The organism is Methanosarcina barkeri str. Wiesmoor, from assembly GCF_000969985.1.
GTDB classification, from domain to species: Archaea; Halobacteriota; Methanosarcinia; order Methanosarcinales; family Methanosarcinaceae; genus Methanosarcina; species Methanosarcina barkeri_B.
Window position 1 is genome coordinate 2,856,127 of sequence record NZ_CP009526.1, and the last position, 22,862, is coordinate 2,878,988.

Here is a 22,862-nt window from a genome sequence, read left to right on the forward strand (position 1 = left end):
TTAAAGCTGTAAAGATAAAAGTAAAAAGGAAAAGTAAAAAGGAAAAGTAAAAAGGAAAAGTAAAAAGGAAAAGTAGGAGGGTAAACACTATGGTCTGCACACACAGGAATATGATAAAAATAAAGAACATAGAGCAGGGCTCAAAGGGATGTGAGGAATGCCTGAAAAGCGGAGATAGCTGGGTGCACCTGAGGATTTGCCTGACCTGTGGGCATGTGGGCTGCTGTGATCAGTCAAAAAATAAACATGCAACAAAGCATTTTGAAGAAACCGGGCATCCTGTAATCCAATCTTTCGAGCCAGGTGAGGATTGGAAGTACTGTTATATTGATCGCCAGTATCTTGAGTAAAAGTATAACGCGAATGTCAGGTTTTCGAACAATATTAACCGGGTTTTGACTGTTAATTGTCACCCGTAGCGGTTGCCTATAATCATCCACGCGCAAGCCTTTGATAGCAACATGATTCACTGAAAGCAGCAAGTCATTATTGGAAATACATGAGGAAAATAACTTCTTTACTTATAGGTAAACTTTTTCGTTATATTACTCTAAAAACGCCGCCAGTACCCTGCTCGTTTGATGTATAGAGTTCTCCTTCTAGCGTATTGTTTGTGCTTTTAAAGCTATAGTATATTTTGAAGTCAGTATTCAAATTTTTATTGTTGCCTTGTAACGTGTTATTTTGAGAATTGGCAAGGACAACTGAAAATGAATATCCACGTCTCACAATAGTGTTATTCAAAACTTTATTATTATTTGAGTTAATGAGACTGAGGCTGAAATAATTATGTAAAATCGAATTATTATTTAGCTCATTATTAGAAGACTCAGTGAAGTTCACGCCATCCCATAACTTTGCTATGGTGTTACTCATTAATTTATTGTTGTCTGAATCTTCAAGATAGATTCCTGTTGCATTATTATCTAAGCCAACAAATATCCCAACGCCTGTGATATTGTTACTTTTTAATTGGTTATTATTAGAATTCCTTAGATAGATTCCAAGTGAATTGTTATTCACTTCATTATTTTCCAGGATATTCACCTTTGAGTCGTTAAAGTAGACTCCATAATTGTTATAACTTAGTTTATTTCTAGTGATGTTGCCACCAGACCCACTATAATAGATGCCAGCTTTATCCTGTGACCCAGTTATATTGAAGCCGCTGATTGTCACATTATCCGCAGTTATGTGGAATACATCTTTTTCTGGGTCTGCAGCTTGAATAGAAGCATATGCAGATCCTCCTTCGTTTGAGCTTATAACCTTCAGCGGTTTGTCTACAACTAAATTCTCCTTATATAACCCTGGGTAAACAATAACAGTGCCACCAGAACTCACAGTGTTTATTGCGTTCTGTACTGAATCTCCTGGGTATATTTTAGCATCTATCGGATCATTGTCAATATTATCCAGATTATTTTTTACCGGCTCTCCGGAATGCAAGTCAGCATTTATTGAATTGTTGCTAATATTGTCAAGAGATTTTTCAGGATATATTCCACTATACTTTGCATTGAAAGTGTAAAATATTGAGGCGACAAAAATTAACAATAAGATAATTATTAATTTTGTATTAATTTGTGAGAGATCCATAGTTATCAATCTCAAAAAATACATATGGTAATTAAGGTCTCACCCTCTTAAGGTCTCACCCTCGTTGCCATTGCCTTTTTCCAATTTCCAAAAGTAATATAATAAATATTTGAATCCCAACAATCATTTATGTAAACATAAACTCTTATGTAAATATAAGCTTTTGAACCTATTTTTTAGAACCCATTATTTTTTAGAACCCATACATGTAACAGCGTGATCTCCGTAGCGGTTGGAATGTCCATTTTCTATTTCACTTTACAATAATTGAATTATTCTTTATATGTTTTATGCAAAAAATATCTAATAGTGATACCCTGTATACCTTTACAAACATATTCATATATCTAAGACAAGTTCGTGAATATTAGCTCGAAGCCTCATACCAAAATTATATATAATACAAACAATTGCAGATTCTAAAACGAATTTGATTTTCAACATATATTACACTTGATTTTCGGAATTGTTGCCCTTGTAGGGTAGCCTCTTTATAGAGCTCTCTATTTTTGATTTTCATACAGGGCTCTCAATGAAACCACAGGTTTCAAAAGAGGATAAAAATCGAGAGCTATAGCCCTCAAAACGTGTGCTTCTTGGGATTGTTCTTTCAACAAGCACTATCTTCTATATACTTAACCAATGCAGAATTGCCCCAGATTTGAGCAGGCATATCCAGGACGGGTACCTTGTAGCTCTTTACAGGCTTGCCACGAGGTCAAACCTGGGAGTTTGGGACTGGTCAACCCAGGCGGAAAAAGATCTTAAAAGGTATGAGAATTAATCAAGTCAAAATTAGGCTTGAGTGCCCATCACTACACCTTAGGACTTACGCAGTTGAACTGATAAATCAATAGCATTAAACCTCAAACTATCTAAAACACGAGTTTTAATTACAATGCCTAATGAACTTATGATTCCGTACTTGAAGTGCGTAAGTCCTACACCTATCATAAGAGGCTGACAACCGAAGAAATTGAGAATAACAAAAAGTTCATTCTCACGAGAAGAACTTCTTTTCAGAAACTTAATTTCCAAAAATATATCCCTTTTTTTATCCGTTTTATCTATTATTTAATAAAAAACAATTAGATAAAAATAAACTGATAAAAGGGATAGTAATGAGTTTAGCAGGTCAAACAGCTCTTGTAACCGGGGGGAGCAAAGGGATAGGAAGAGCTATCTGCCTTGCTCTGGCAAAAGAGGGAGCAAACATCGTTATTGCAGCAAGGAATGAGAGTGAAATCAAAGAGATGGTAAATAAATTAAAAGCAATGGGCAGTAAAGCCATGGCTGTCCAGGCTGACGTGCAGAATGAGGAGGACGTAAGACGCCTGATTTCAATGACAATTGACAAATGCGGCAGGCTTGATATTCTTGTCAACAACGCAGGAGTGGCCTACAAAAAAAAGCTGGAAGATACCACCCTGGAAGAGTACAATCAAACCATGGACACCAACTTAAAAGGAGTTTTTCTCTGCACAAAGTATGCAATTCCATACATCAGGGAGAGCAATAATGGGAAAATCATCAATATATCTTCAGTAGGAGGATTACACGGGCTTCCGGATTTTTCTGCATACTGTGCTTCGAAGTTTGGAGTAAACGGCATAACAGAGTCCGTTGCTGCCGAGCTGGAAGGAGAAATAAAAGTCTATGCAATCTGCCCGGGCGCTGTGGATACGGATATGTACAGATCACTCTTTTCGGACAGACCTTCGCTCAAGCCAGAGCACATCGCAGAAAAGGTGCTGGAACTTGCCTCGCCTGATTCAAAAGTTACATCCGGGAAGATAATCGAGATACAGGCTCTTCCAGTCCCTCAGCTTTAACTGTAAAAACCAAAGAGCGGGCATCCGGCAATTCTGGCGAACTTACAATATTTTTGTCATGTCTTACTGTATTCTTTTGCCAGAATTATTCTTTCTTCTTTAAACTTGTCTATTTTTTTATAAATTTTCCATTTTCTTTGGCATGAAGGTACGTGATTATTTGTTTTGCACATACTCCCTTCTTCATTTTATCCCATAATTACGGTTATTTAACTCATTATTTTAATTCATTCATCAACCGAGAATATCGTGGTCTCAACAATCTTCCTCTTTTGAATATCTCCTTTTGATATCCGGTTGATATCCGGTCTAGTCTTCATACATCTCGTCATTTATAATAAGGTGCCATATTATCCTTGCAATTTTCCTTGCCGCTTTCTCTCATATGAATTAATGTAAAAACAGCCTCGTAAGCTACATTGTTAATAAAATGTAAAATCATCATATTAATTTCCGATTAAATAGTAATATCATCTATTAATTAGCTTGACATTGTCAGATTATCTCTTTTTTGGAGTTGTTACTACATATTTTTCCAATTGATTCCCCTATTTTGAATATTTTTGACTCGACATTTTTGTTTTCTCATTATTCACCTTGATCAATACAGTAATTATTTGTAATGTCCTTCATTTTCACTTTCAAAATTGCATACTTATCAGTAACCAGAACGAAAATTCAGTAAAATCCTACTCATGTTTTTTGTCAAGAACCTTTCAATCTACTTGCTCTTGCTCTGTCTCTCATCTCATTATCATGATTTAATATTCTTGCAAGCTCTCCCGCATTTAATATCTTCAATGGATTATGGAATTTCATAATCAAAATGACACCATGAAGTGAAATCTTATGAAATTTCATAAATTTTATTTTGTACGACAACAGAATAAGCATCGCAAGCATAACCAATGCCATATGGTGATGCCATGCATTCCAGCTTCTCACCATGTATTCAGACATTCCACAATATACTTTTGCATCTTGAAATGCTCTCTCAATCCAGTACCTTGAGCTCTGCATTTTTGCAAGTTCGTCTAATGAAGTATCCTCAGAAGCGTTACATAATGAATATTTAATGTCATTAGACTCTACATCTTTACTTATGAGAAGCCATAATGGCTTCTCACAAGGTAATTTATTTTGACGTCTCCAAACTTTTATAGCCTTAAAATAGACTTTTTTGTACCCTCTTTCCGTTTTTCTAACTTTGATAAGTTTCCATCCATCAATTGAACTGGAAAGAGAATCAATTCTTGTTGATAATGTATTCAAAACCTTAGAAATTGTGGGTTTTCTTCCTCTTGTTCCCTTTTTTTCAGGAATCCCAACTAATGGTTCCTCAATATAAACAAGAGTATCGACCGCTACATCTGCAACAAAAGTTAAGCCTCTATTTTCAAGTTCTGTCAATAACTCCGGATTTTCACCGTAGAATCCATCCATTGTAACATAGGAAAAAGGAATACCTTCCTCTATTGCGTTATCAATCATTTCAAGGCCAAGCTCATGCTTGGTTCGGAACTTTATTTTCTCAGGAGGAATTTTAGCCTTTAAACAACGTGCCTTGTCATTAATCCATTTTTGTGGGAGATATAATCTCTCATCAATCAACATTCTCTTCTGTTTCTTAAAATAAGCAAGGAACACACCAACCTGACAATTATTCTTTTTTCCAAGGTTGCCGCAATACTGATGAGAAACTCCAACAGAACTATTTCCAGATTTTTTTATGCTTGATTCGTCAAGTATAAGAACACCATTTTTGCCTATAGTTTTAATGGCATATGTTCGAACAGATTTGAGGAGATCTGCAGGACGCCAAGGAGAAGTTGAGATAAAATGGCTTAGTGATTGGTTGTTAGAGCATTTACAACAATAGATTGCCATTTTTCTCATATTTTTCCTATAGGGGAGAAGAAACAAACCATTAAGGTAATCAATGCCGGTTGAAACAACACAACGAGTTTTCGTTTGGAAATAGGATTCAAGATGTTTCTCTGAAATGTATTTTTCTACAGAAATATTATTTGACTTGATAAAATCATCTGTTATTTGTTTCACTAAACCAAATTTATAGAGGAAAAATTAGGACTTCACGGTTGATGTGAAAAGGAAATGTGACAAAGTCAAGTTAGATGAGTTTGTCATAAAATATATATCAAATATAACTCATTTTTCATTAGCATTATAAAAATTTTTGATATTATATCAATGTCGCTGTTTCTGAAGCAGCTAACTATGCAGAAAATGAAGTCGAAGGCGAATTTGGAGATGCAACAAATGTTGCAAATAATCGATTAATAGGAAACTCGATTTATAGGAAATTCAAACTTGTGTTTAAGAATTTAAGGGGGTGAAAATCGTGAAACTTAAGCTAATTTGTATATTAGGTTTGATACTATCGTGTGCAATATTTGCAGCTTTTGCTTCTGAGGAGGAAGGAATAATATTTACAAAAAAAGACGTAAAGCAAACAAAATACCTTGATCCATCAACTGCAGACGTAAATATTAGTTTTGAGGATGCAAAAAACAAACTAATATCAGAAAATCCGGAAGTAATCAATGAATCTGTCCATGGAGAACTGATTGATGATGAAAATTTCGGGATAATCTGGCGAGTAAGCTCAAAAACAACTAATGGAAAAAGCATCTTTGCAGGAATAGATGCCTCTAATGGAGAGCAACTTTTTGTATACGATGGATCAAAGAATGTACAGGGCAGAGACAGTATAAGCAAAGATGATGCTCTGGAAATAGCAGAAGAATATATCGAATCCAGGGTTTCAGCGGATAGAATTAATGAGATTGAGCTTGAATATGTAAACTACAGAGAACCTCCTGCTGACGATCTTCCAGGAAATTATCATGTAAGTTACGCAAGAATTATCAGGGGAATACCTTCTCTTTCCGATGGAATACTGCTTGATGTTAATGCAGAAACAGGCGAAGTTTCAAGCTATGACAAAAGCTGGTCTATGTCTGAAGAAGAGATAGCACTCATTGATACGGAACCAAGCATTACAGATGAAAAAGCAGTTGAGATTCTCAAAGAATACATGAGTAACAAACCATCTATAGGAGAAGAAAAAGCAAGTACTGTAAAAGTTATTTCATCGAACCTTGTCTGGAAAGAGGACGAGGAAGATAAAATTCATCTGGCATGGTGGATCCGATTCATGGATTCAAGTTTTGCAAGGGACGATACTTATCCTGCTTCAGTATGGATTGACGCGCATTCAGGAGAAATGTTGCTGTTTAACTATTACAGAGACTAAGTTCAAAAGAGTCCTAGTTCAAAAGAGCTCTAGTTCAAAAGAGCTCTAGTTCAAAAATTCTAGTTCAAAAATTCTAGTTCAAAAAAGTTATAATCATTCATTCCTCTTTTTTCTCATTATTTTTTAAGACAAGAGATAGTTCTTGATTGCAGTTCAGAAATATTGCTTCCAAAATTATATCCTTATCCTGCTTAATAATTAATTAAATGACTGTAGAGTGACTACTATGAGATTGAAAGGCCAGACAGCCATTGTAACCGGTGGGGGAAGAGGAATTGGAAGGGCTATCTGCCTGTCGCTGGCAAGAGAAGGAGCCAACATTGTAATTGCCGCAAGAACCGAAAGAGAAATTAGAGAAACTGCCAGGTTGGTGGAAAGGGAAGGTAGAAAGGCTCTTGCAGTAAAGACTGACATTAGAAAAGAAGAGGAAGTCATTGACATGGTTTCAAAAGCAGTAAATGCTTTTGGAAGAATTGACATTCTCGTGAACGATGCAGGAGTGGCATACAGGAAATATCTTGTAGAGACTTCAACCGAAGAATATAATGAGATTATGGATACAAACGTGAAAGGTATGTTTTTCTGCACAAAGTACGCTCTTCCCCATCTGCTTAAAAGGGGAGAGGGCAGGATTGTAAATATATCTTCAGGAGCAGGAAAGCGTGGCATACCAAATCTTTCGATATACTGCGCTTCAAAATTTGCAGTAATTGGTATTACAGAGTCTCTTGCTTACGAAGTAGGAGGTGGACTTCAGGTTTATGCAGTCTGTCCTGCAGGTGTGGATACCAGCATGTACCGCTCTCTTTTTTCAAATAAGCCAGTTCTCAAGCCTGAAGATGTTGCAAACAAAGTTTTGGAACTTTGTTTACCAGAAACCGTTCTTCCTTCAGGTTCTTCAGTAGAAATTTACAGGCGGCCTATGAGGATATTCTAATTTTAACATTTGTACGGAAAAAAGGCATATTTTTGAATATAAGGTGGAAACATGTTCAAAAACCGTAAAGACGCAGGGGAAAAGCTTGCAAAAGCTCTTGAGAAATACAGGACTGAATATCCTATAATTCTTGCGATTCCACGCGGGGGGGTGGAAGTTGGACTGCGGGTTGCAGCGAAGCTGAATGCCGATTTTTCTCTCATTGTTGCAAGGAAAATGCCTTTCCCGGACAATCCTGAAGCCGGATTCGGAGCGATAGCCGAGAATGGGAGCATGTTTATTTTAGAAAGTGCACATTACTGGCTTTCCGGGGAAACCATTGAACGGATAAAACAGGAGCAAATCGCAGAGATTGAAAGACGGATAAAAGCTCTCAGAGGAGGAAATCCCCTGCCCGAGCTTGCAGGAAGAACCGTGATTCTTATTGATGACGGCATTGCAATGGGCTCTACAATGAGGGCAGCTATTGAGCTTTGTAAAAACAGAAAGGCTGGAAAAATAGTGGTTGCAGTGCCTGTAGCAGGAAGAGAAGTTGCAGAAGAGCTTAATAAAAAAGTAGACGAGCTTGTAGTGCTTGAGACTCCTGCATATTTCAGGGCTGTTGCTCAGGCTTATGAGAGATGGTACGATGTTTCGGATGAAGAGGTTCTCGATCTGCTCAGAGAGAGTATAAGGAAAAAAGAACTGAAAGATCAGGAATTTCATGAGCTTGAAACCTGAAAAATATCTTTATCTGTTATTTATGTTAAATGTTCTCTGTTAAGTAATTCATGCTAAATAATCTTTTTAAAATAATCATCACTGTTGACTAATTTCTATCAGGTAATTCATGCTAAATAATTCTCTATTAAATAAATATGAAAATCCTATACAATTAGTAATCTTAAAAACCAAACTTACAATTCGTAATTATGCAATAACCGTTCTGCTTTTCCAGAGTAAAATATGGAGCAGATTTAGAATCCTTCCACAAAATTTCTGTTTTAAAAATTTCTGTTTTAAAAATTTCTGTTTTAAAAATTTCTGTTTTAAAACCTTCTTTTTTCAAAATTTCGTTTTAAGAACTTCTTTGAAAGGCTTCTTTATGAAAACCATATCGCAGACGCAAATAAGCCTTGAAAAGTATAAACAGATAATCTGTAAGCTTCTCAAGCATTTTTCTCTGGGTTTCATGTCATTATTTCTTGCTTTTGAATCTTTGTTCTACCAATTTTTGTGAAAGTCCCGAAAAGGCATATTCGAATAAAAACTTTACGTTATCTTGAATAACGGAAAAGTTTTGTTCTCTTAGAATTTGTCCATGTTATCTTCAGATTGGAGATTTAAAACCGCCAACCCTTAGGTAAAGAATATGACTATACCAAAAATAGTCATATATAGATCTATAGATTATATAGAGCGCTCTAAAATATATGGAAACTATAAAATATAATGAAATGGTCTGAAATACCATACAGACTCGAAATCAAGAGAAGTGTTCAGGAGTTAATGAAAATAATAAATCTTTGGACTAATGAAACAGATAAACTTATTCTAAAAAATAAAAATTGGAGTTTACGGACTATTATAATTACTATAGCAGGTTTGAAGTTTAATATTTCTGGAGCAGAAAAAAAATGGATTTACTTATCATAGCGCTTATTTTAGCGGGCCTTTATATGGCCTGGAATATAGGGGCAAACGACCTCGCAAATGCTATGGGGACTTCAGTTGGAACAGGATCCTTATCAATCAAGCAAGTGATTGTTATTGCTGCTGTCTTTGAACTTTTAGGCGCCGTATTATTCGGTGGGCGAGTAACCTCTACAATTGCCAAAGGGATTGTCCCCATCAGTATCATTGGCGAAGTTCACCCAAATATTGTGGCGGTGGGAATGCTGGCTGCGATTCTTGCGGCAAGTTTTTGGGTAACTCTTGCGACTTTTTATAACCTCCCAGTTTCAACCAGCCATTCCATAGTTGGTTCAGTGCTCGGCTTCGGGCTGATTGCGGCTTACAATGGAATTATCTCTTTTTCTGACATCCACTGGGGAGAACTTTTGAAAATTGTCGCCAGCTGGTTTATATCCCCAGTTCTTGGGGCGGTTTTTGCTTATCTGACCTTTTCCATAATAAGAAAGATTTACCTTCACAGAGCAATAGACCTGCCTTTTGTTGAGAAAAAATTCATATCTTTACAACTCATTACTGGTTGTTATATCGCATTTGCTCACGGATCAAATGATGTAGCAAACGCGATTGGTCCTCTCTGTGCAGCACTTAAAGTTATGGGAGTTTCAGGGACAGATGCCGGAATTCCTATATGGGTGCTTTTGATAGGAGGTCTTGGAATGGTAATAGGAATGGCAACCTGGGGCTATAAAGTGGTTCTAACAATTGGCTCAAAGATTACGCAACTTACTCCTACACGTGGTTTTTCTGCCCAGTTCGCAACAGCGTCAGTGGTTTTGCTTCACAGTTACAGTTCCCTTCCGATTTCGACTACACATACACTTGTCGGTTCGGTTATAGGGGTTGGACTTGCAGGCGGGATTGCAGCCGTTGACCTGCGCGTGATCTGGAAAATTATTTCTTCCTGGGTAGCGACAGTTCCTATAGCCGCCCTTACATCGGCATTGATCTTTGTAGGATTAGAGGTGATCTTTTTATGAAAGACTACATCCGTTCTGTCCTTGACGTGGTTGCTGAATCTCCCTTTGTGCCTCTGGAAATACACGCAAAAAAGGGAGTTTTAGCGGTTGAAAAGCTGGCTGAAGCAATGGAAGCCTACTGTGCAGGAAACCCGGACATACTGGAGGAGAGAACAGATGAGATTGACAAACTGGAACATGAGGCTGATAAACTCAAACAGAAGATAAGGGCAAGCATTCCCTCATCAGTAAGACTGCCCGTTAATAAAAAAGACCTCCTTTCCTTTCTTAAACAGCAGGACTCTATTGCGGATTATGCTCAGACGGCTGCCTACTGGATGACCCTTCGGCCATGTGAGGATATCCCTAAAGAAATCAAAGAAGGCTTTCTGGAACTGATGACCGCTTCTCTGAAGACTGCAAGGCTTTACGATGAACTTGCGGGTGCACTTTACAAGCTTCTTGCAACTTCCTTCAGCAAGGAAGAAATCAAAGAAACTATGACCATCATCCCTGAAGTCGAAAAGCTGGAACATGATGTGGATGTGCTTGAAACTGCTCTCTTAAAAAAGATCTTCGAAAACGAGGACACTATAGGAGGTGCAGGTGTCTGCCACCTAATGGGACTTGTTGAAAGAGTAGGAGGTATTGCTGATAAGTCCGCAAGCGCTGCTGACCGTCTAAGAACGATGATACTTAGAAGATAAGTCTTTACTTGTTCTCTTATTATAACATACTTTCACCGAGCGCAGCTCGGGTCAGGCCGAAGAAGCAAAAAACAAAATAAAAGACTTTTAAAATACAGAATACAGTAGATTTTATAGTTTTTAAAACTGCGAACACTGGACATATATTTGCAGAAAATAGAACGCTCGGGTCAGGCCGAAAAAAATAAGAAAGAAATAATGAAAGGTTTTTCACATATAGGAGTCAGTAAATTCTCCTTTCTTAAAAAAACACTTAAACTATTTTTTGATTTATTTCTTTTAAAAGGCCGCTCTCCTGCGCCGAGCGTGGCAAATTCAGTTTAAGATGGCTAATGACGTTGATTTGACTCAGTTAATTCACTAATCTAAGGCTCTATCTTAGAATAAACTATGCAGAATATCAAAAAACACAAAGTCACAAGTATTATAAAAGCGTAAAAAATTTAATAGTTGACGTAATGAAATAAACAAACAAGTTATATTATAATATAGCAAAATCTGTCGGATGACTGCCAGATGGAAGACATAGACAAAAGGGAACTGAGTGAACGAGACATCTGTACGAAATTTATCACGCCTGCAATAAAACAGGCTAACTGGAAAGAGCGTCAAATAAGGGAAGAGGTGAAACTTACAAACGGCAGGATTATTGTAAAAGGCTCGGCCACAAGCAGGGGAAAGCCAAAGAGGGCCGACTACGTTCTTTCCTATAAGCCAAACATTCCTCTTGCGGTAGTTGAGGCTAAAAAGAATACACATACACTGGGAGATGGAATGCAGCAGGCACTTCTATATGCTGAGATGCTGGACATTCCTTTTGCGTTCAGCTCTAATGGGGACGCCTTTTTGTTTCACGACCGGACAGGCACTTTCGGAAAGGTTGAGGAGGAAATTCCGCTGGAAAGTTTTCCTTCTCCTGAGTTTCTCTGGCAGAAGTATTGTGAATGGAAGGAGCTTGATGAAGGCAGGCAGAAAATTGTAACTCAGAATTATTTTATTGACCATCGGAAATCACTACGATATTACCAGCGCATAGCAATTAACCGCACAGTAGAAGCAATCGCGAAAGGTCAGAACCGCATCCTGCTTGTTATGGCAACAGGTACTGGAAAAACACTTGCAGCTTTTCAGATTATCTGGCGTCTCTGGAAAGCAGGGGTAAAGAAAAGAATTCTTTATCTGGCAGACCGGAATATCCTCATTAAACAGACACGGATTAACGATTTCAAGCATTTTGGAAACGCCATGACAAAAATTCAGAATCATGAGGTTGAGAAGTCATACGAGATTTATCTCTCTCTTTATCAGGCGGTTTCCGGAACAGAAGAAGATAAAAATATCTACAAGCAGTTCTCTCCGGAATTTTTTGACCTTGTAATTATTGACGAGTGCCACAGGGGAAGTGCAGCTGAAGATTCTGCATGGAGAGAAATCCTTGAATATTTCTCCTCGGCAACGCAGATCGGGCTGACCGCAACCCCGAAGGAAACTAAAGACGTTTCAAATATCCATTATTTCGGAGAACCGATCTATACCTATTCCCTGAAACAGGGGATTGAAGATGGATTCCTTGCGCCTTACAGGGTTATCCGCATTGACCTCGACAAAGACCTTGCAGGCTGGAGGCCGGAAAAGAATCAGGTCGACAGGTATGGCACTCCTATAGAAGACAGGATCTACAACCAGAAAGATTTTGATCGGAACCTTGTGCTTGAGAAAAGAACCGAACTGGTCGCAAAAAAGGTTACGGAATTTTTGAAAGCTAACGACCGTTTTGACAAAACTATCGTTTTTTGTGAGAATATAGATCATGCAGAGCGCATGAGAGAAGCCATTGTTAATGAGAACCCGGACCTTGCAGGTGAAAACCGAAAGTATGTCATGCGGATTACAGGAGATAACCCCGAAGGAAAAGCCGAACTTGACAACTTTATTGATCCTGAAAGCCGCTACCCTGTGATTGCCACCACTTCAAAATTAATGAGTACAGGAGTGGATGCTCAGACCTGCAAGCTGATAGTGCTTGATAAACGCATAGAGTCAATGACCGAATTCAAGCAGATAATAGGCAGGGGTACACGGATAAATGAGGATTACGGGAAATTCTATTTTACAATAATGGACTTCAAAAAAGCAACAGAACTGTTTGCTGACCCTGATTTTGATGGCGAGCCAGTGGAGATTTACGATTTTGAAGGCGAGAATGGGTCTGGGAAGTCCAGAGACATGGACGAAGAAAATAACAGGGAAAAGTATTTTGTGGATGATGTGGATGTTGACGTGGTCATAGAACGCACACAGTACTATGGCCCTGATGGAAAATTGATTACTGAGTCCTTGAAAGATTATACCCGAAAGACTCTGCTCAAGGATTTTGAGTCCCTTGACTCTTTTTTGAAGTACTGGAATGAAGCCGAAAAAAAGCAGGAGATTATCTCAGAACTTGAAGAAAGAGGAGTTTTGTTCGATGCGCTTGCAGAAGAGGTCGGAAAGGATCTTGATCCCTTTGACCTGGTTTGCCATGTTGTTTTTGACCGCCCACCTCTGAGCAGGAAGGAAAGGGCTGAGAGAGTCAAAAAGAGTGATTATTTTAGCAAATACGGGGAAAATGCACAGGAAGTCCTTGACGCGCTTCTGGATAAGTATGCGGATGACGGGATTGAGGACCTTGAAAGCCTGAACGTGCTTAAAGTCCAGCCATTTGACATGATGGGAACCCCGCTGGAAATTATAAAACGGTTTGGGGGCAAGAATAACTATCTTGAGGCAGTCAAAGGGCTTGAAAACCAGATTTATACGTCGGAAGTTTGATTCCCCGAGTCCCGGCTCGGGAGGACGGAGCCCTTTTCGCTTCGCTCAAGAGGGCTGAACTATGGACAAGATAAGTTGTTTTTTTCAACTTGTTGAAAGAGGTTGATTTACCTGCAAGCCTTTTTAAAAAAGCTTGACCGAAAACCATTTCAAAAAACTGCTTGCCAGCAACCCTTTTAAAAAAAGCTTGACCGAAAACCCCGAAAAACGTTTGAGTTTGAAAATCTTATCCCCAAACCCTATCGGCGTGATAAACCGGCGCAACGGTTGCGCTCAAACGGACTGATTTATTAAAGTGCAATTCTTTTTATATTTTCGTGATATGAACCGAATTAACTTAAAAGACATTTACATCTCGGAAAAGTATGGAAGAAAGGAAGATAAGTCGGTTTTTACGTGCTTTCCGTGTTCTGCATAGTTATAGAACATCGAGTGAGTAAGTGCAGAATTTATTTAAAAATATAATGTGGGAAAGGAAAAAACATGTCTCTGGATACTACAGTCAAAACGATTCAGGATATTATGCGGAAAGATGCAGGTGTTGACGGTGATGCTCAGCGCATAAGCCAGCTCGGCTGGATGCTGTTCCTGAAGATTTTCGATGCGAGGGAAGAAGAATACGAGCTTGAGGACGAAAATTACGTCTCTCCGATCCCTGAAGAACTGCGCTGGAGGAACTGGGCGAAAGACCCTGAAGGCATAACCGGAGACACTTTGCTGGACTTTGTCAATGAAAAACTCTTCAAAACCCTGAAAAATCTCTCTTTTTCCGAAGATGACGACCCGAGAGGCTTTGTCATAAAAGACGTTTTTGAAGATTCATACAACTATATGAAAAACGGAACTTTGATCCGCCAGGTCATAAACAAAATCAACGAGATCGATTTTACGAGTTCAAAAGACCTGCACACCTTCGGCTCGATATACGAGAAAATCCTCAAAGACCTGCAGAGCGCAGGCAACGCGGGCGAGTTCTATACTCCAAGAGCCGTTACCCAGTTTATGGTGGACATGGTTGACCCCAGGCTGGGCGAAAAAGTCCTTGACCCTGCCTGCGGTACAGGTGGCTTTCTAACGAGTACAATTGAGCACATCCGCAAGAAATACGTGAAATCCGTGGAAGACCACCGGATTTTGCAGGAGTCCATTTCAGGCGTTGAGAAAAAGCAGCTTCCACACCTGCTCTGTGTAACAAATATGCTTTTACACGGAATAGAAGTCCCTTCCCGCATCCATCACGACAACACCCTTGCCCGCCCTCTTCGCGATTACACACCAAAAGAGCGCGTAGACGTGATAGTAACGAATCCTCCTTTTGGCGGCATGGAAGAAGACGGGATAGAGACAAATTTTCCAGCAAATTTCCAGACCCGTGAAACCGCTGACCTTTTCTTAGTCCTGATTGCCCATATCCTTAAAGACGGAGGCCGCTGCGGAATAGTCCTTCCTGACGGAACCCTTTTCGGGGAAGGCGTAAAGACTCGCATTAAAGAAAAACTCCTTCAGGAGTGCAACCTGCATACAATAGCCCGCCTTCCAAACGGCGTCTTCAACCCCTACACCGGCATAAAGACCAATCTCCTCTTTTTCACGAAAGGCGAACCCACAAAAGAAATCTGGTACTACGAACACCCCTACCCTGCCGGCTATAAGTCCTATTCCAAAACCAAACCCATGCGGATAGAAGAATTCGCCCCGGAAAAAGCCTGGTGGAATAACCGGAAAGAAAACGAACATGCCTGGAAAGTCAAAATCGAAGATGTAATCGCCAGCAACTACAACCTCGATATCAAAAATCCCAATACATCCGAAGACGACCTTGGAGACCCTGAAGAACTTCTCAAAAAGTACCAGGCCCTCCTTTTCGAAATCAAAGAAGCTCAAACCACGCTGAAAAATGAACTCATGACCGCACTGGCAGGGAAATCCGCATGAACCCGGACGTTTTTTTCGAAAACTTTGAACTTCTTGCCGATGCGCCGAATGGAGTCCAGAAACTGAGAGAACTTATTTTGCAGCTTGCGGTTATGGGAAAACTTGTGCCACAGGACCCGAATGATGAACCGGCTTCGGTTTTTGACAAAGAAACTAATAAGAATAATGAACATTCCGCAATCGAAGGAAAAGTAAGAAAATCACAGAGAATTTCCAAAGAAGAAATTCCATATGAATTACCCAGTACATGGAAATGGATGCGGTTAAGCGACATAAGTCACGATTGGGGCCAAAAAAAACCTGATGTCAAATTTACATATATTGATGTTACATCGATTAACAAAGAATTAGGGCTAATTTCTGAAGATCTTAAAATATTAAATCCTGAAGATGCACCATCAAGGGCTAGGAAAATAGTCAAAAATGGAACTGTAATATATTCAACTGTTCGTCCGTATCTATTGAACATAGCTATTGTGGACAAAGATTTTGATCCAGAACCTATAGTAAGTACTGCTTTTGGGATACTGCATCCTTATTCTGGAACTTTAAACAAATATCTGTACTATTACTTGAGAAGTAAACCTTTCATTTCCTATGTTGAGTCTGAGATGACGGGAATGGCCTATCCAGCTATCAACGATACAAAACTGTATAAAGGCTTGATTCCTCTCCCACCCCTCACCGAACAAAAACGCATTGTCTCCAAAGTTGATGAACTGATGGCTCTCTGCGACAAACTCGAAGCCCGCCGCCAGAAAAAACAGGAAATTCAGAATAAACTCAACAGCGCTGCCCTTGACAGAATGCTCAGCGCAGAAAAACAGGAAGAATTTGAACAGCACTGGCAGCATATCTGCGAAAACTTTGATCTTCTCTACGACAACCCTGAAAACGTCGAAAAACTAAGGCAGGCAATTCTTCAGCTTGCGGTTCAGGGAAAATTAGTGCCACAGGACCTAAATGATGAGCCGGCGAGTGTTTTGATTGAGAAAATTAAGGCTAAAAAAAGGCAATTAATAAAAGCAGGGAAAATTAAGAATTCGAAAGTATCAGCCCAAATAGATTCCCAAGAAATTCCTTATGAATTGCCAGATAAATGGGAATGGATAAGGATTGAAGACATCACAGATATTGGAACAGGGAGTACTCCGCTGAAATCAAAAAGTGAATATTACGAAGATGGTTCAATTCCCTGGATTACAAGTTCTTTGACTTCACTAAATTACATAGATAAAGCTGAAACTTATATTACTGAAACGGCAGTAAATGAATGCAACTTAAGAATATATCCATCAGGCACTTTACTTGTGGCTCTTTATGGTCAAGGAAAAACACGCGGGCAAGTTTCGGAGCTAAGAATAGAAGCAACAATTAATCAAGCATGTGCATCTATTGTTTTTATTGAAAACTTTGAAAATATCAAACAATATGTAAAGGTACTTTTTGAACAAAAATATGAAGAACTAAGAGCACTAGCCGCTGGTGGTGCACAACCGAATCTTAACGTAGGTAAAATAAAAGAAACACTAATTCCTCTTCCACCTCTCGCCGAACAAAAACGTATCGTTGAAAAAGTAGAGCAGCTCACGGGTTTGTGTGATGAACTTGAATCAAAACTCAGAAAAGAACAGAAAGATAGCGAAAAACTTATGGAAGCGGTTGTTAAGGGTCTGTTAGAAGGAGAGGACACCGAAAAAACGGAATTGGAAAAACCTATCCCGCTACAGGTGGCGACTATTAAACTGAAATAAATTATATTTTGTTTTCAGTTTTTCAGCCTCACAGAAAGAGTTTGTTGGAGAGAGTTTCCAGCCCCAAAAATAAAAATAATGTGGTAAAAATTCCAGAAAACCATATTCATCGTCTAAAACCTGTTTTTCACCGAGCGAAGCTCGGGCCAGGCAGAAAAAGTAAAAAACAAAATAAAAGGCTTTTAAAATACAGAATACAGTAAATTATATAGTTTTTAAAACTGTGAACACTGGACATATATTTGCACAAAATAGAACGCTCGAACCAGGCCGAAAAAAATAAGAAAGCAATAATGAAAGGCTTTTCATAGGCAAAAGTCAGTAAATTCTCCTTTCTTAAAAAACAAAAACACTTAAACTATTTTTTGATTTATTTCTTTTAAAAGGCCGCTCTCCTGCGTCGAGCGTGACAAATTCGGTTTAAGACGGCTAATGACGTTGCTTTGGCTCAGTTAGTTAACTAATCTAAAACGAACAGCTGGATAAAAATAAAAATAATGTGGTAAAAATTCCCAAAAACCATATTTATCGTCTAAAATCCGTCTTTCCGTCGAGTGAGAAGCTCAGTATCTATGCACCTTCGGTTAAGTGGAAAATCATGACAAATTGTTTCAATAGACTCAAAATTTATCAAATATTTTTATAATTTCTGAGCTGGAAAAGGGTATCAATTTCATGCAAATAGGACAAAATTTACTGCCGGTTTCTAATGCAAAGTCGATAGCTTTTAGGTAAGAAAATTCCTTAACCGACAACCAATAGTTTTTTTATATAACAATCTTAATTAATTAATATGGGGAATAAATATGTACAACTCATACTATCAAGTGTGTTGGGCTTGCTTATGATCGCAAACATTGCTGCTGCGGACACCTATTTAAACTGGTGTGGTAGAGAGTGGTGGGTAAGAAGTGGAACTGGTAATCCTGGTGGTAACAACTGGAACAATTCAGGCAAAAGTGTTTGGATTGATGAAAACCAGAAATTACATCTGACAATCCAGAAAGTTGGAGATACGTGGTATTCAACAGAAGTTGATACGACATCCACTGACTACACCTATGGTGTATACACGTGGACAGTTTCATCACCAATAATGAATCTTGATCCTAACATTGTAGCTGCTATGTTCTTCCGACATAACGATACTAATGAGATAGATATTGAAGCTACTCAGTGGGGTGGGATATACAGTGACAGACTTAGTTATAGTGTCCAGCCAAATGCATACCAGAGTGCAATACCTTATGACTCTCCTTACCAAAATGCTACAAACGTAACATACAGTTTCGACTGGGAGTCAACGCATGTCCACTTCACCGCAAAGCTTTCTAATGGAACTGTTATATCTGACTGGAACTGTACAGATCAGACAAGTATTCCGCATGTAGAAGGCGGAGTTGCGATGCAGATGTGGCTTATGAATCATTTGGCGCCGATAAATGGACAGAATGCAGAGATGGTTTTATCTGACTTTAGCTATACACCATCTTAATTGAAGTGAAAACCTTTTTTTAATTTTTAGACACGCTCTCAGAACATAACTTGTTCAATTGTTCAAAACAAAGTAAGCAAATTTTTCTTTTCCGCTTGCTGCCCAGGTTCCACATTATTTTTTTGAAAATAAATATTTTTTCCGGATAGTATTTCTTAAACAGGTTCTCTTAAACAGGTTCTCTTAAACAGGTTCAAGCAAATTAAACCCTTAATTGTATTTGGTGAATATTGGATGATATTTTTGCCATTCCTAAATACAGTATATTCCTAAATACAGTATTATATGCTCTTACCTTCTGCTAAAAGTTCAATAAATCTGTTTTTGATTGAAAACCAATAGCAGTAACTAATTATGAAATATGAAATTTTCTTCTGGAAAGTGAGATTAATCTAAAGGGCTGCCGCCTAAAAATAAAATACAGTTTTGAAATTTTCCCGAAAACAGTCCTCTTGATTAAAGCGCAGCGTAGCAAAATTCGAGCAAGAATAGCAAATAAGCTATGTTGAGCTGTGAAAATCAATTTATTCTTATTAAAATAAATAGGGTCCTCTTAAACTCACTCTCAAACTAGAGGTTATTACTTATTTGTTCCATTTATTAAGGTTATTAGTAGTTCCCCTCAAAAAAGTACATTCAATTTTTCGTCTGAATTTTAATTAATGTCATAAAAAATCGTAAATTTTATTGAGAAGGATTTTCAATCCTTCTCTGGTGATTATTACGAAACCTCCACTTATACCACTAAATGAAGATTTCAAATGGCAATTGTTGTCCGAAATATTAAATGTTTTTGATTTGAGATTCTGTAAGCAAACTCTTACAAGGAGGGGCATTGTGCCCCTCCACAGATCAGTACCTACTATAAAAATTGTTCTTCTAAGCATGTTTTTTTCTTGTGAAATCTCTTATTCTATAAAGGAATTAAAAGAAAGAGAAAGCTTGAGAAACTTTTTAAAAATCAGTTTAGTACCAACTGAAAAGGAAGTTTATGGCATTCTTAGTAAGTATGAACCCCAAGAGTTTACTGCTTTTGTTTTTGAAATATTGAATGATTTATGCCCTAAGAGAAAAAATGGATCAAGAGACATTATTATTGATAGTACTGACATAAACCTTAACCTGAACTGGCACGCTAAAAAGATTACCAAAGAAAGCCTAAAAAACAAAGAATACAAGTGGGGCCATTCAACCCATAGAGGTTTCTTCATTGGTATGAAACTTACTCTTGCACTTGATTCTCAAACATTAAAACCTTTAGCGTTTCTGATTAATGAAGCAAATGTAGCAGAACCTAAAATTTATCCTGAAATACTTAAAGAACTTAAAAGAAAGAGAATAATAAAAGCAGGTGACGTTATCTATGCTGATAGAGGATACTATTCCTATGAAAACTACGTTATATCTGTAAGAAATTTTAAGGTAGTACCTTTAATTTTTCCAAGGAAAAACTGTAATTTTAAGAAACTTTTCAATATGTTTAGATATCCTCTGAAAATATTTGATTTAAGAAGAAATACTGAAAAAGAAATTAAATTCTACAAAGAAATAATTGCAAAGTTTAAAGAGTTAATAAGCAAATGGAAAGAACTCAGATCTGTAAGGTCAATTATAGAAGATGTATTCAAAATAGCGAAGAAAGCATACTCTATGGAGAATTTACACAGATATACAAGGAGTTCTGTCCAAAAATACTGTTCTTTAGCTGTACTTTTAGTAGGGGTAACTGTAAATTACGGTATTAATGAAAGGAAGGAATTGCAAGCCTTCTCTGAATGAAGAAATTAAGAGGGGACTATAAAATAAATTAAAAATTGAAATGGTTATTACTCAATTGTACAATTCAAATAAGTTATGAAACAGCTTGTTGAGTAAAGTACTTCCATTTCTTTGTGCCTGTGATTAGAAGGATTTAATGTGCGTTTTATCTGCAGTTTCTGACCCTGCACCTTTTTTTGAAGAATATTTACTTTCTTTGAAGATTTTGTATCCCCTGAAAAGCAGAAACCCGGACAGCATAAATGCCAGAAAGTCCGACACCGGAAAAGCCGCCCAGACTCCATCCAGTTGGTATAAACGGGGAAGGAGAACAACAGCAGGGATCAGAAAGAGTAGCTGTCGGCTAATGGAAAGAAGGAAAGCGGGTTTTGCTTTTCCCAGGGCCTGATACAGGGTTGAAGTAATTACATTCATACCTATCAAAGGCGTTCCGAGCAACATAATCACTATAGCGTTTTTCCCAAGTTCCATATATTCCGGATCTGTACTGAATAACCCAAGAAGTTGTTCTTTTAAGAAGTAAATACTAACCAATCCAAGAATCCCAGTGACCGTTGTCGCTGCGAGCGATAATTTCACAGCTTCGGTTATCCTTTCATATTTTTTTGCTCCATAGTTGAACCCGACAACCGGTTGCAGGCCAAAGGCCATACCCAGGAGGGTCATGAAAATAACAGAATTAATCTTCATTACCACACCAAAAACGGCAATAGCAACGTCTCCTCCATAAGTTGCAAGTGCATTATATACGAAAATCATCATGAGACTGTTCGCGCATTCCATTACAAAAGATCCAGTACCAATAGCCCCAATTTCCTTAATGATTTTCAGGTCTGGTTTCAAGGTTTTGGACCTGAAGCGTACAGCTCCTTTTCCTCTTATATAATATAGCAGTAACCAGATCGAAGCTATTGTCTGTGATATTACGGTTGCAATTGCAGCCCCTTTTACACCCATTCCAAAACCGAGCATAAAAACCGGGTCAAGGAAGATATTAAGGCCGCCTCCTAAAATCATAGCATTCATTGCAAGACGGGCGTTTCCTTCAGATCGAACAATATTCTGAGTGGCCACACCAAAGACAAAGACAGTCCCTCCCAGTATTATATATTTAAGATATTCTCTGGCATAGGGCAGAACTCCAGGAGTTGCCCCAAAAACTTTCAAAAGTGGATTAAGATAATAAAGGCAGAGAGCGGCTATAAATACGCTTAAAATCAAACTAAGGGAAAAAACATTTCCAAGTACCCTTTCGGCTTTTTCATTTTCTCGGGCTCCAAGAGCACGCGAGATTATAGAAGAACCACCTGTCCCGAGCATAATCCCAAAAGCCATGATTATCATCTGAATTGGAAAAGCTATTGAAAGCCCGCCTATGGCCTGGACGTCATCTGCTCCATAGGCTATTCCCACGAAAAAGGTGTCCACTACATTATAAATAGCCTGAACCAGCATTCCGACGACAATGGGAGCTGAGAGCTTAAACAGGAGCTTCTTTATGTTATCTTTGCCAAGAAACTCGCTTTTTTCATCCATATTTTCATCTCCATCGTTTTCCACCTCAATCGTCTGACCTGCCAGATGGAGGCTCGAACCCAGGTTCAAAAAGTTTAGTTACAGCTTTATGAATGAGCATCCTGAAAATTTCTTTTTCTTCAAAGGTAAAATCTGAAAAGAGAATATCTGTAAAAGCGGTCAACTTTTTAAAAATAATATATCTCATTTCCTTTCCTTTTTCAGTCAGATAAACCCTGTAAGCTCGAAGATCATTTTCGTCCCTTTCCCTGTAAACGTAACCTTCTTTTTCCAGATTCTGGATTGCTCTGGCACTTGTTGCTTTGCTAACTTTCAGTTCCTTTGCAAGAGTTTCCTGTGATACTCCATCTTTGTAGTATAATGACATTAAAAACTCAAACTGTCCGCTTCCGACCCTGTAAGCTTCGAGTTCCTTTACCATGTACGCCAGATGGCTCCTGTAGATGCAAGCAATAGGGCCTAATATTTCTCTTGGGTCTTTTTTTCTTAAGTTTCCTTCTCTTGGTTTTTCCATAATTTTATCCTTCACATTTATGAGCTGGGCAGCTTGTTTTTGAGTGAACCAGTGTA

General features: G+C 38.2%; 17 protein-coding genes and 1 pseudogene. 13 read left to right on the forward strand and 5 right to left on the reverse strand.

The window, feature by feature from the left end; all coding sequences use genetic code 11:
• Positions 1 to 89: 89 nt before the first annotated feature.
• A complete protein-coding gene (locus MSBRW_RS11810) occupies positions 90 to 350 on the forward strand; it encodes a UBP-type zinc finger domain-containing protein (protein ID WP_011307470.1) in 261 nt (86 codons plus the stop codon).
• A 190-nt stretch (positions 351 to 540) separates the two neighbouring features.
• Here MSBRW_RS11810 and MSBRW_RS11815 read toward each other — a convergent pair whose 3' ends face one another.
• A complete protein-coding gene (locus tag MSBRW_RS11815; protein WP_230669721.1) occupies positions 541 to 1,599 on the reverse strand; it encodes a right-handed parallel beta-helix repeat-containing protein in 1,059 nt (352 codons plus the stop codon).
• Between the two features lie 661 nt (positions 1,600 to 2,260).
• Between MSBRW_RS11815 and MSBRW_RS23930 the strand changes: the two genes are divergently transcribed.
• Both MSBRW_RS23930 and MSBRW_RS11825 read left to right on the forward strand, forming a co-directional pair.
• On the forward strand, positions 2,261 to 2,383 hold the full coding sequence (locus MSBRW_RS23930; protein ID WP_268990260.1) for a hypothetical protein: 123 nt from the start codon (positions 2,261 to 2,263) through the stop codon (positions 2,381 to 2,383).
• 337 nt (positions 2,384 to 2,720) lie between these two features.
• Positions 2,721 to 3,431 (forward strand): SDR family NAD(P)-dependent oxidoreductase, encoded by a 711-nt coding sequence (locus tag MSBRW_RS11825; protein WP_011307468.1) that lies wholly within the window; start codon positions 2,721 to 2,723, stop codon positions 3,429 to 3,431.
• A gap of 227 nt (positions 3,432 to 3,658) precedes the next feature.
• Here the strand turns inward: MSBRW_RS11825 and MSBRW_RS22335 are convergent.
• Positions 3,659 to 3,803: pseudogene (locus tag MSBRW_RS22335) on the reverse strand (IS110 family transposase); the annotation flags it as partial.
• 333 nt (positions 3,804 to 4,136) lie between these two features.
• Positions 4,137 to 5,492: an IS701-like element ISMba8 family transposase gene (locus tag MSBRW_RS11830; RefSeq protein WP_048102820.1), complete on the reverse strand. Its 1,356-nt coding sequence runs from the start codon at positions 5,490 to 5,492 to the stop codon at positions 4,137 to 4,139.
• 301 nt (positions 5,493 to 5,793) lie between these two features.
• On the opposite strand from MSBRW_RS11830, the gene MSBRW_RS11835 reads away from it, so the two are divergent.
• The 10 genes from MSBRW_RS11835 to MSBRW_RS11885 all read left to right on the forward strand — a co-directional run bounded on the left by MSBRW_RS11835 (position 5,794) and on the right by MSBRW_RS11885 (position 20,756).
• On the forward strand, positions 5,794 to 6,708 hold the full coding sequence (locus MSBRW_RS11835; protein ID WP_230669723.1) for a YcdB/YcdC domain-containing protein: 915 nt from the start codon (positions 5,794 to 5,796) through the stop codon (positions 6,706 to 6,708).
• Between the two features lie 226 nt (positions 6,709 to 6,934).
• Positions 6,935 to 7,645, forward strand: a complete 711-nt coding sequence (locus MSBRW_RS11840; protein WP_048136547.1) for an SDR family NAD(P)-dependent oxidoreductase — start codon at positions 6,935 to 6,937, stop codon at positions 7,643 to 7,645.
• Between the two features lie 51 nt (positions 7,646 to 7,696).
• The gene (locus MSBRW_RS11845) at positions 7,697 to 8,365 is read left to right on the forward strand and encodes a phosphoribosyltransferase (protein ID WP_048136548.1); all 669 of its coding nucleotides are present in this window, start codon (positions 7,697 to 7,699) and stop codon (positions 8,363 to 8,365) included.
• An 896-nt stretch (positions 8,366 to 9,261) separates the two neighbouring features.
• Complete coding sequence (locus MSBRW_RS11855; protein WP_048136550.1) at positions 9,262 to 10,296, forward strand: inorganic phosphate transporter; 1,035 nt, start codon at positions 9,262 to 9,264, stop codon at positions 10,294 to 10,296.
• Complete coding sequence (locus MSBRW_RS11860; protein ID WP_048136551.1) at positions 10,293 to 10,982, forward strand: TIGR00153 family protein; 690 nt, start codon at positions 10,293 to 10,295, stop codon at positions 10,980 to 10,982. The genes MSBRW_RS11855 and MSBRW_RS11860 overlap by 4 nt, the downstream gene beginning before the upstream one ends.
• Before the next feature lie 516 nt (positions 10,983 to 11,498).
• Entirely contained in the window at positions 11,499 to 13,793 is a 2,295-nt protein-coding gene (gene hsdR, locus MSBRW_RS11865; RefSeq protein WP_230669725.1) for an EcoAI/FtnUII family type I restriction enzme subunit R, read from the forward strand.
• A 483-nt stretch (positions 13,794 to 14,276) separates the two neighbouring features.
• Complete coding sequence (locus MSBRW_RS11870) at positions 14,277 to 15,728, forward strand: HsdM family class I SAM-dependent methyltransferase (protein ID WP_048136552.1); 1,452 nt, start codon at positions 14,277 to 14,279, stop codon at positions 15,726 to 15,728.
• Positions 15,725 to 17,482 carry a restriction endonuclease subunit S gene (locus tag MSBRW_RS11875; protein WP_052728870.1) on the forward strand — a complete coding sequence of 586 codons (1,758 nt, stop codon included), beginning with the start codon at positions 15,725 to 15,727 and terminating at the stop codon, positions 17,480 to 17,482. The genes MSBRW_RS11870 and MSBRW_RS11875 overlap by 4 nt, the downstream gene beginning before the upstream one ends.
• 844 nt (positions 17,483 to 18,326) lie before the next feature.
• Entirely contained in the window at positions 18,327 to 18,977 is a 651-nt protein-coding gene (locus MSBRW_RS11880; RefSeq protein WP_155398240.1) for a LamG domain-containing protein, read from the forward strand.
• 714 nt (positions 18,978 to 19,691) lie between these two features.
• Positions 19,692 to 20,756 (forward strand): IS5-like element ISMba15 family transposase, encoded by a 1,065-nt coding sequence (locus tag MSBRW_RS11885; RefSeq protein ID WP_048136588.1) that lies wholly within the window; start codon positions 19,692 to 19,694, stop codon positions 20,754 to 20,756.
• A 123-nt stretch (positions 20,757 to 20,879) separates the two neighbouring features.
• On the opposite strand, the gene MSBRW_RS11890 is transcribed toward MSBRW_RS11885, so the two are convergent.
• Together MSBRW_RS11890 and MSBRW_RS11895 are read right to left on the reverse strand one after the other, a co-directional pair.
• Positions 20,880 to 22,292, reverse strand: coding sequence for an MATE family efflux transporter (locus MSBRW_RS11890; RefSeq protein ID WP_048136589.1), 1,413 nt, complete (start codon positions 22,290 to 22,292; stop codon positions 20,880 to 20,882).
• 25 nt (positions 22,293 to 22,317) lie between these two features.
• Positions 22,318 to 22,806: a MarR family winged helix-turn-helix transcriptional regulator gene (locus tag MSBRW_RS11895; RefSeq protein ID WP_048136554.1), complete on the reverse strand. Its 489-nt coding sequence runs from the start codon at positions 22,804 to 22,806 to the stop codon at positions 22,318 to 22,320.
• Between the last annotated feature and the right edge of the window lie 56 nt (positions 22,807 to 22,862).

Bases quoted from the DNA above. Each gene is read 5' to 3' on its own strand.
- MSBRW_RS11810 (WP_011307470.1), top strand. From the start codon at position 90: ATGGTCTGCACACACAGGAATATGATAAAAATAAAGAACATAGAGCAG.
- MSBRW_RS11815 (WP_230669721.1), bottom strand. From the start codon at position 1,599: ATGGATCTCTCACAAATTAATACAAAATTAATAATTATCTTATTGTTA.
- MSBRW_RS11825 (WP_011307468.1), top strand. From the start codon at position 2,721: ATGAGTTTAGCAGGTCAAACAGCTCTTGTAACCGGGGGGAGCAAAGGG.
- MSBRW_RS11840 (WP_048136547.1), top strand. From the start codon at position 6,935: ATGAGATTGAAAGGCCAGACAGCCATTGTAACCGGTGGGGGAAGAGGA.
- MSBRW_RS11845 (WP_048136548.1), top strand. From the start codon at position 7,697: ATGTTCAAAAACCGTAAAGACGCAGGGGAAAAGCTTGCAAAAGCTCTT.
- MSBRW_RS11855 (WP_048136550.1), top strand. From the start codon at position 9,262: ATGGATTTACTTATCATAGCGCTTATTTTAGCGGGCCTTTATATGGCC.
- MSBRW_RS11860 (WP_048136551.1), top strand. From the start codon at position 10,293: ATGAAAGACTACATCCGTTCTGTCCTTGACGTGGTTGCTGAATCTCCC.
- hsdR (WP_230669725.1), top strand. From the start codon at position 11,499: ATGGAAGACATAGACAAAAGGGAACTGAGTGAACGAGACATCTGTACG.
- MSBRW_RS11870 (WP_048136552.1), top strand. From the start codon at position 14,277: ATGTCTCTGGATACTACAGTCAAAACGATTCAGGATATTATGCGGAAA.
- MSBRW_RS11875 (WP_052728870.1), top strand. From the start codon at position 15,725: ATGAACCCGGACGTTTTTTTCGAAAACTTTGAACTTCTTGCCGATGCG.
- MSBRW_RS11880 (WP_155398240.1), top strand. From the start codon at position 18,327: ATGATCGCAAACATTGCTGCTGCGGACACCTATTTAAACTGGTGTGGT.
- MSBRW_RS11890 (WP_048136589.1), bottom strand. From the start codon at position 22,292: ATGGATGAAAAAAGCGAGTTTCTTGGCAAAGATAACATAAAGAAGCTC.
- MSBRW_RS11895 (WP_048136554.1), bottom strand. From the start codon at position 22,806: ATGGAAAAACCAAGAGAAGGAAACTTAAGAAAAAAAGACCCAAGAGAA.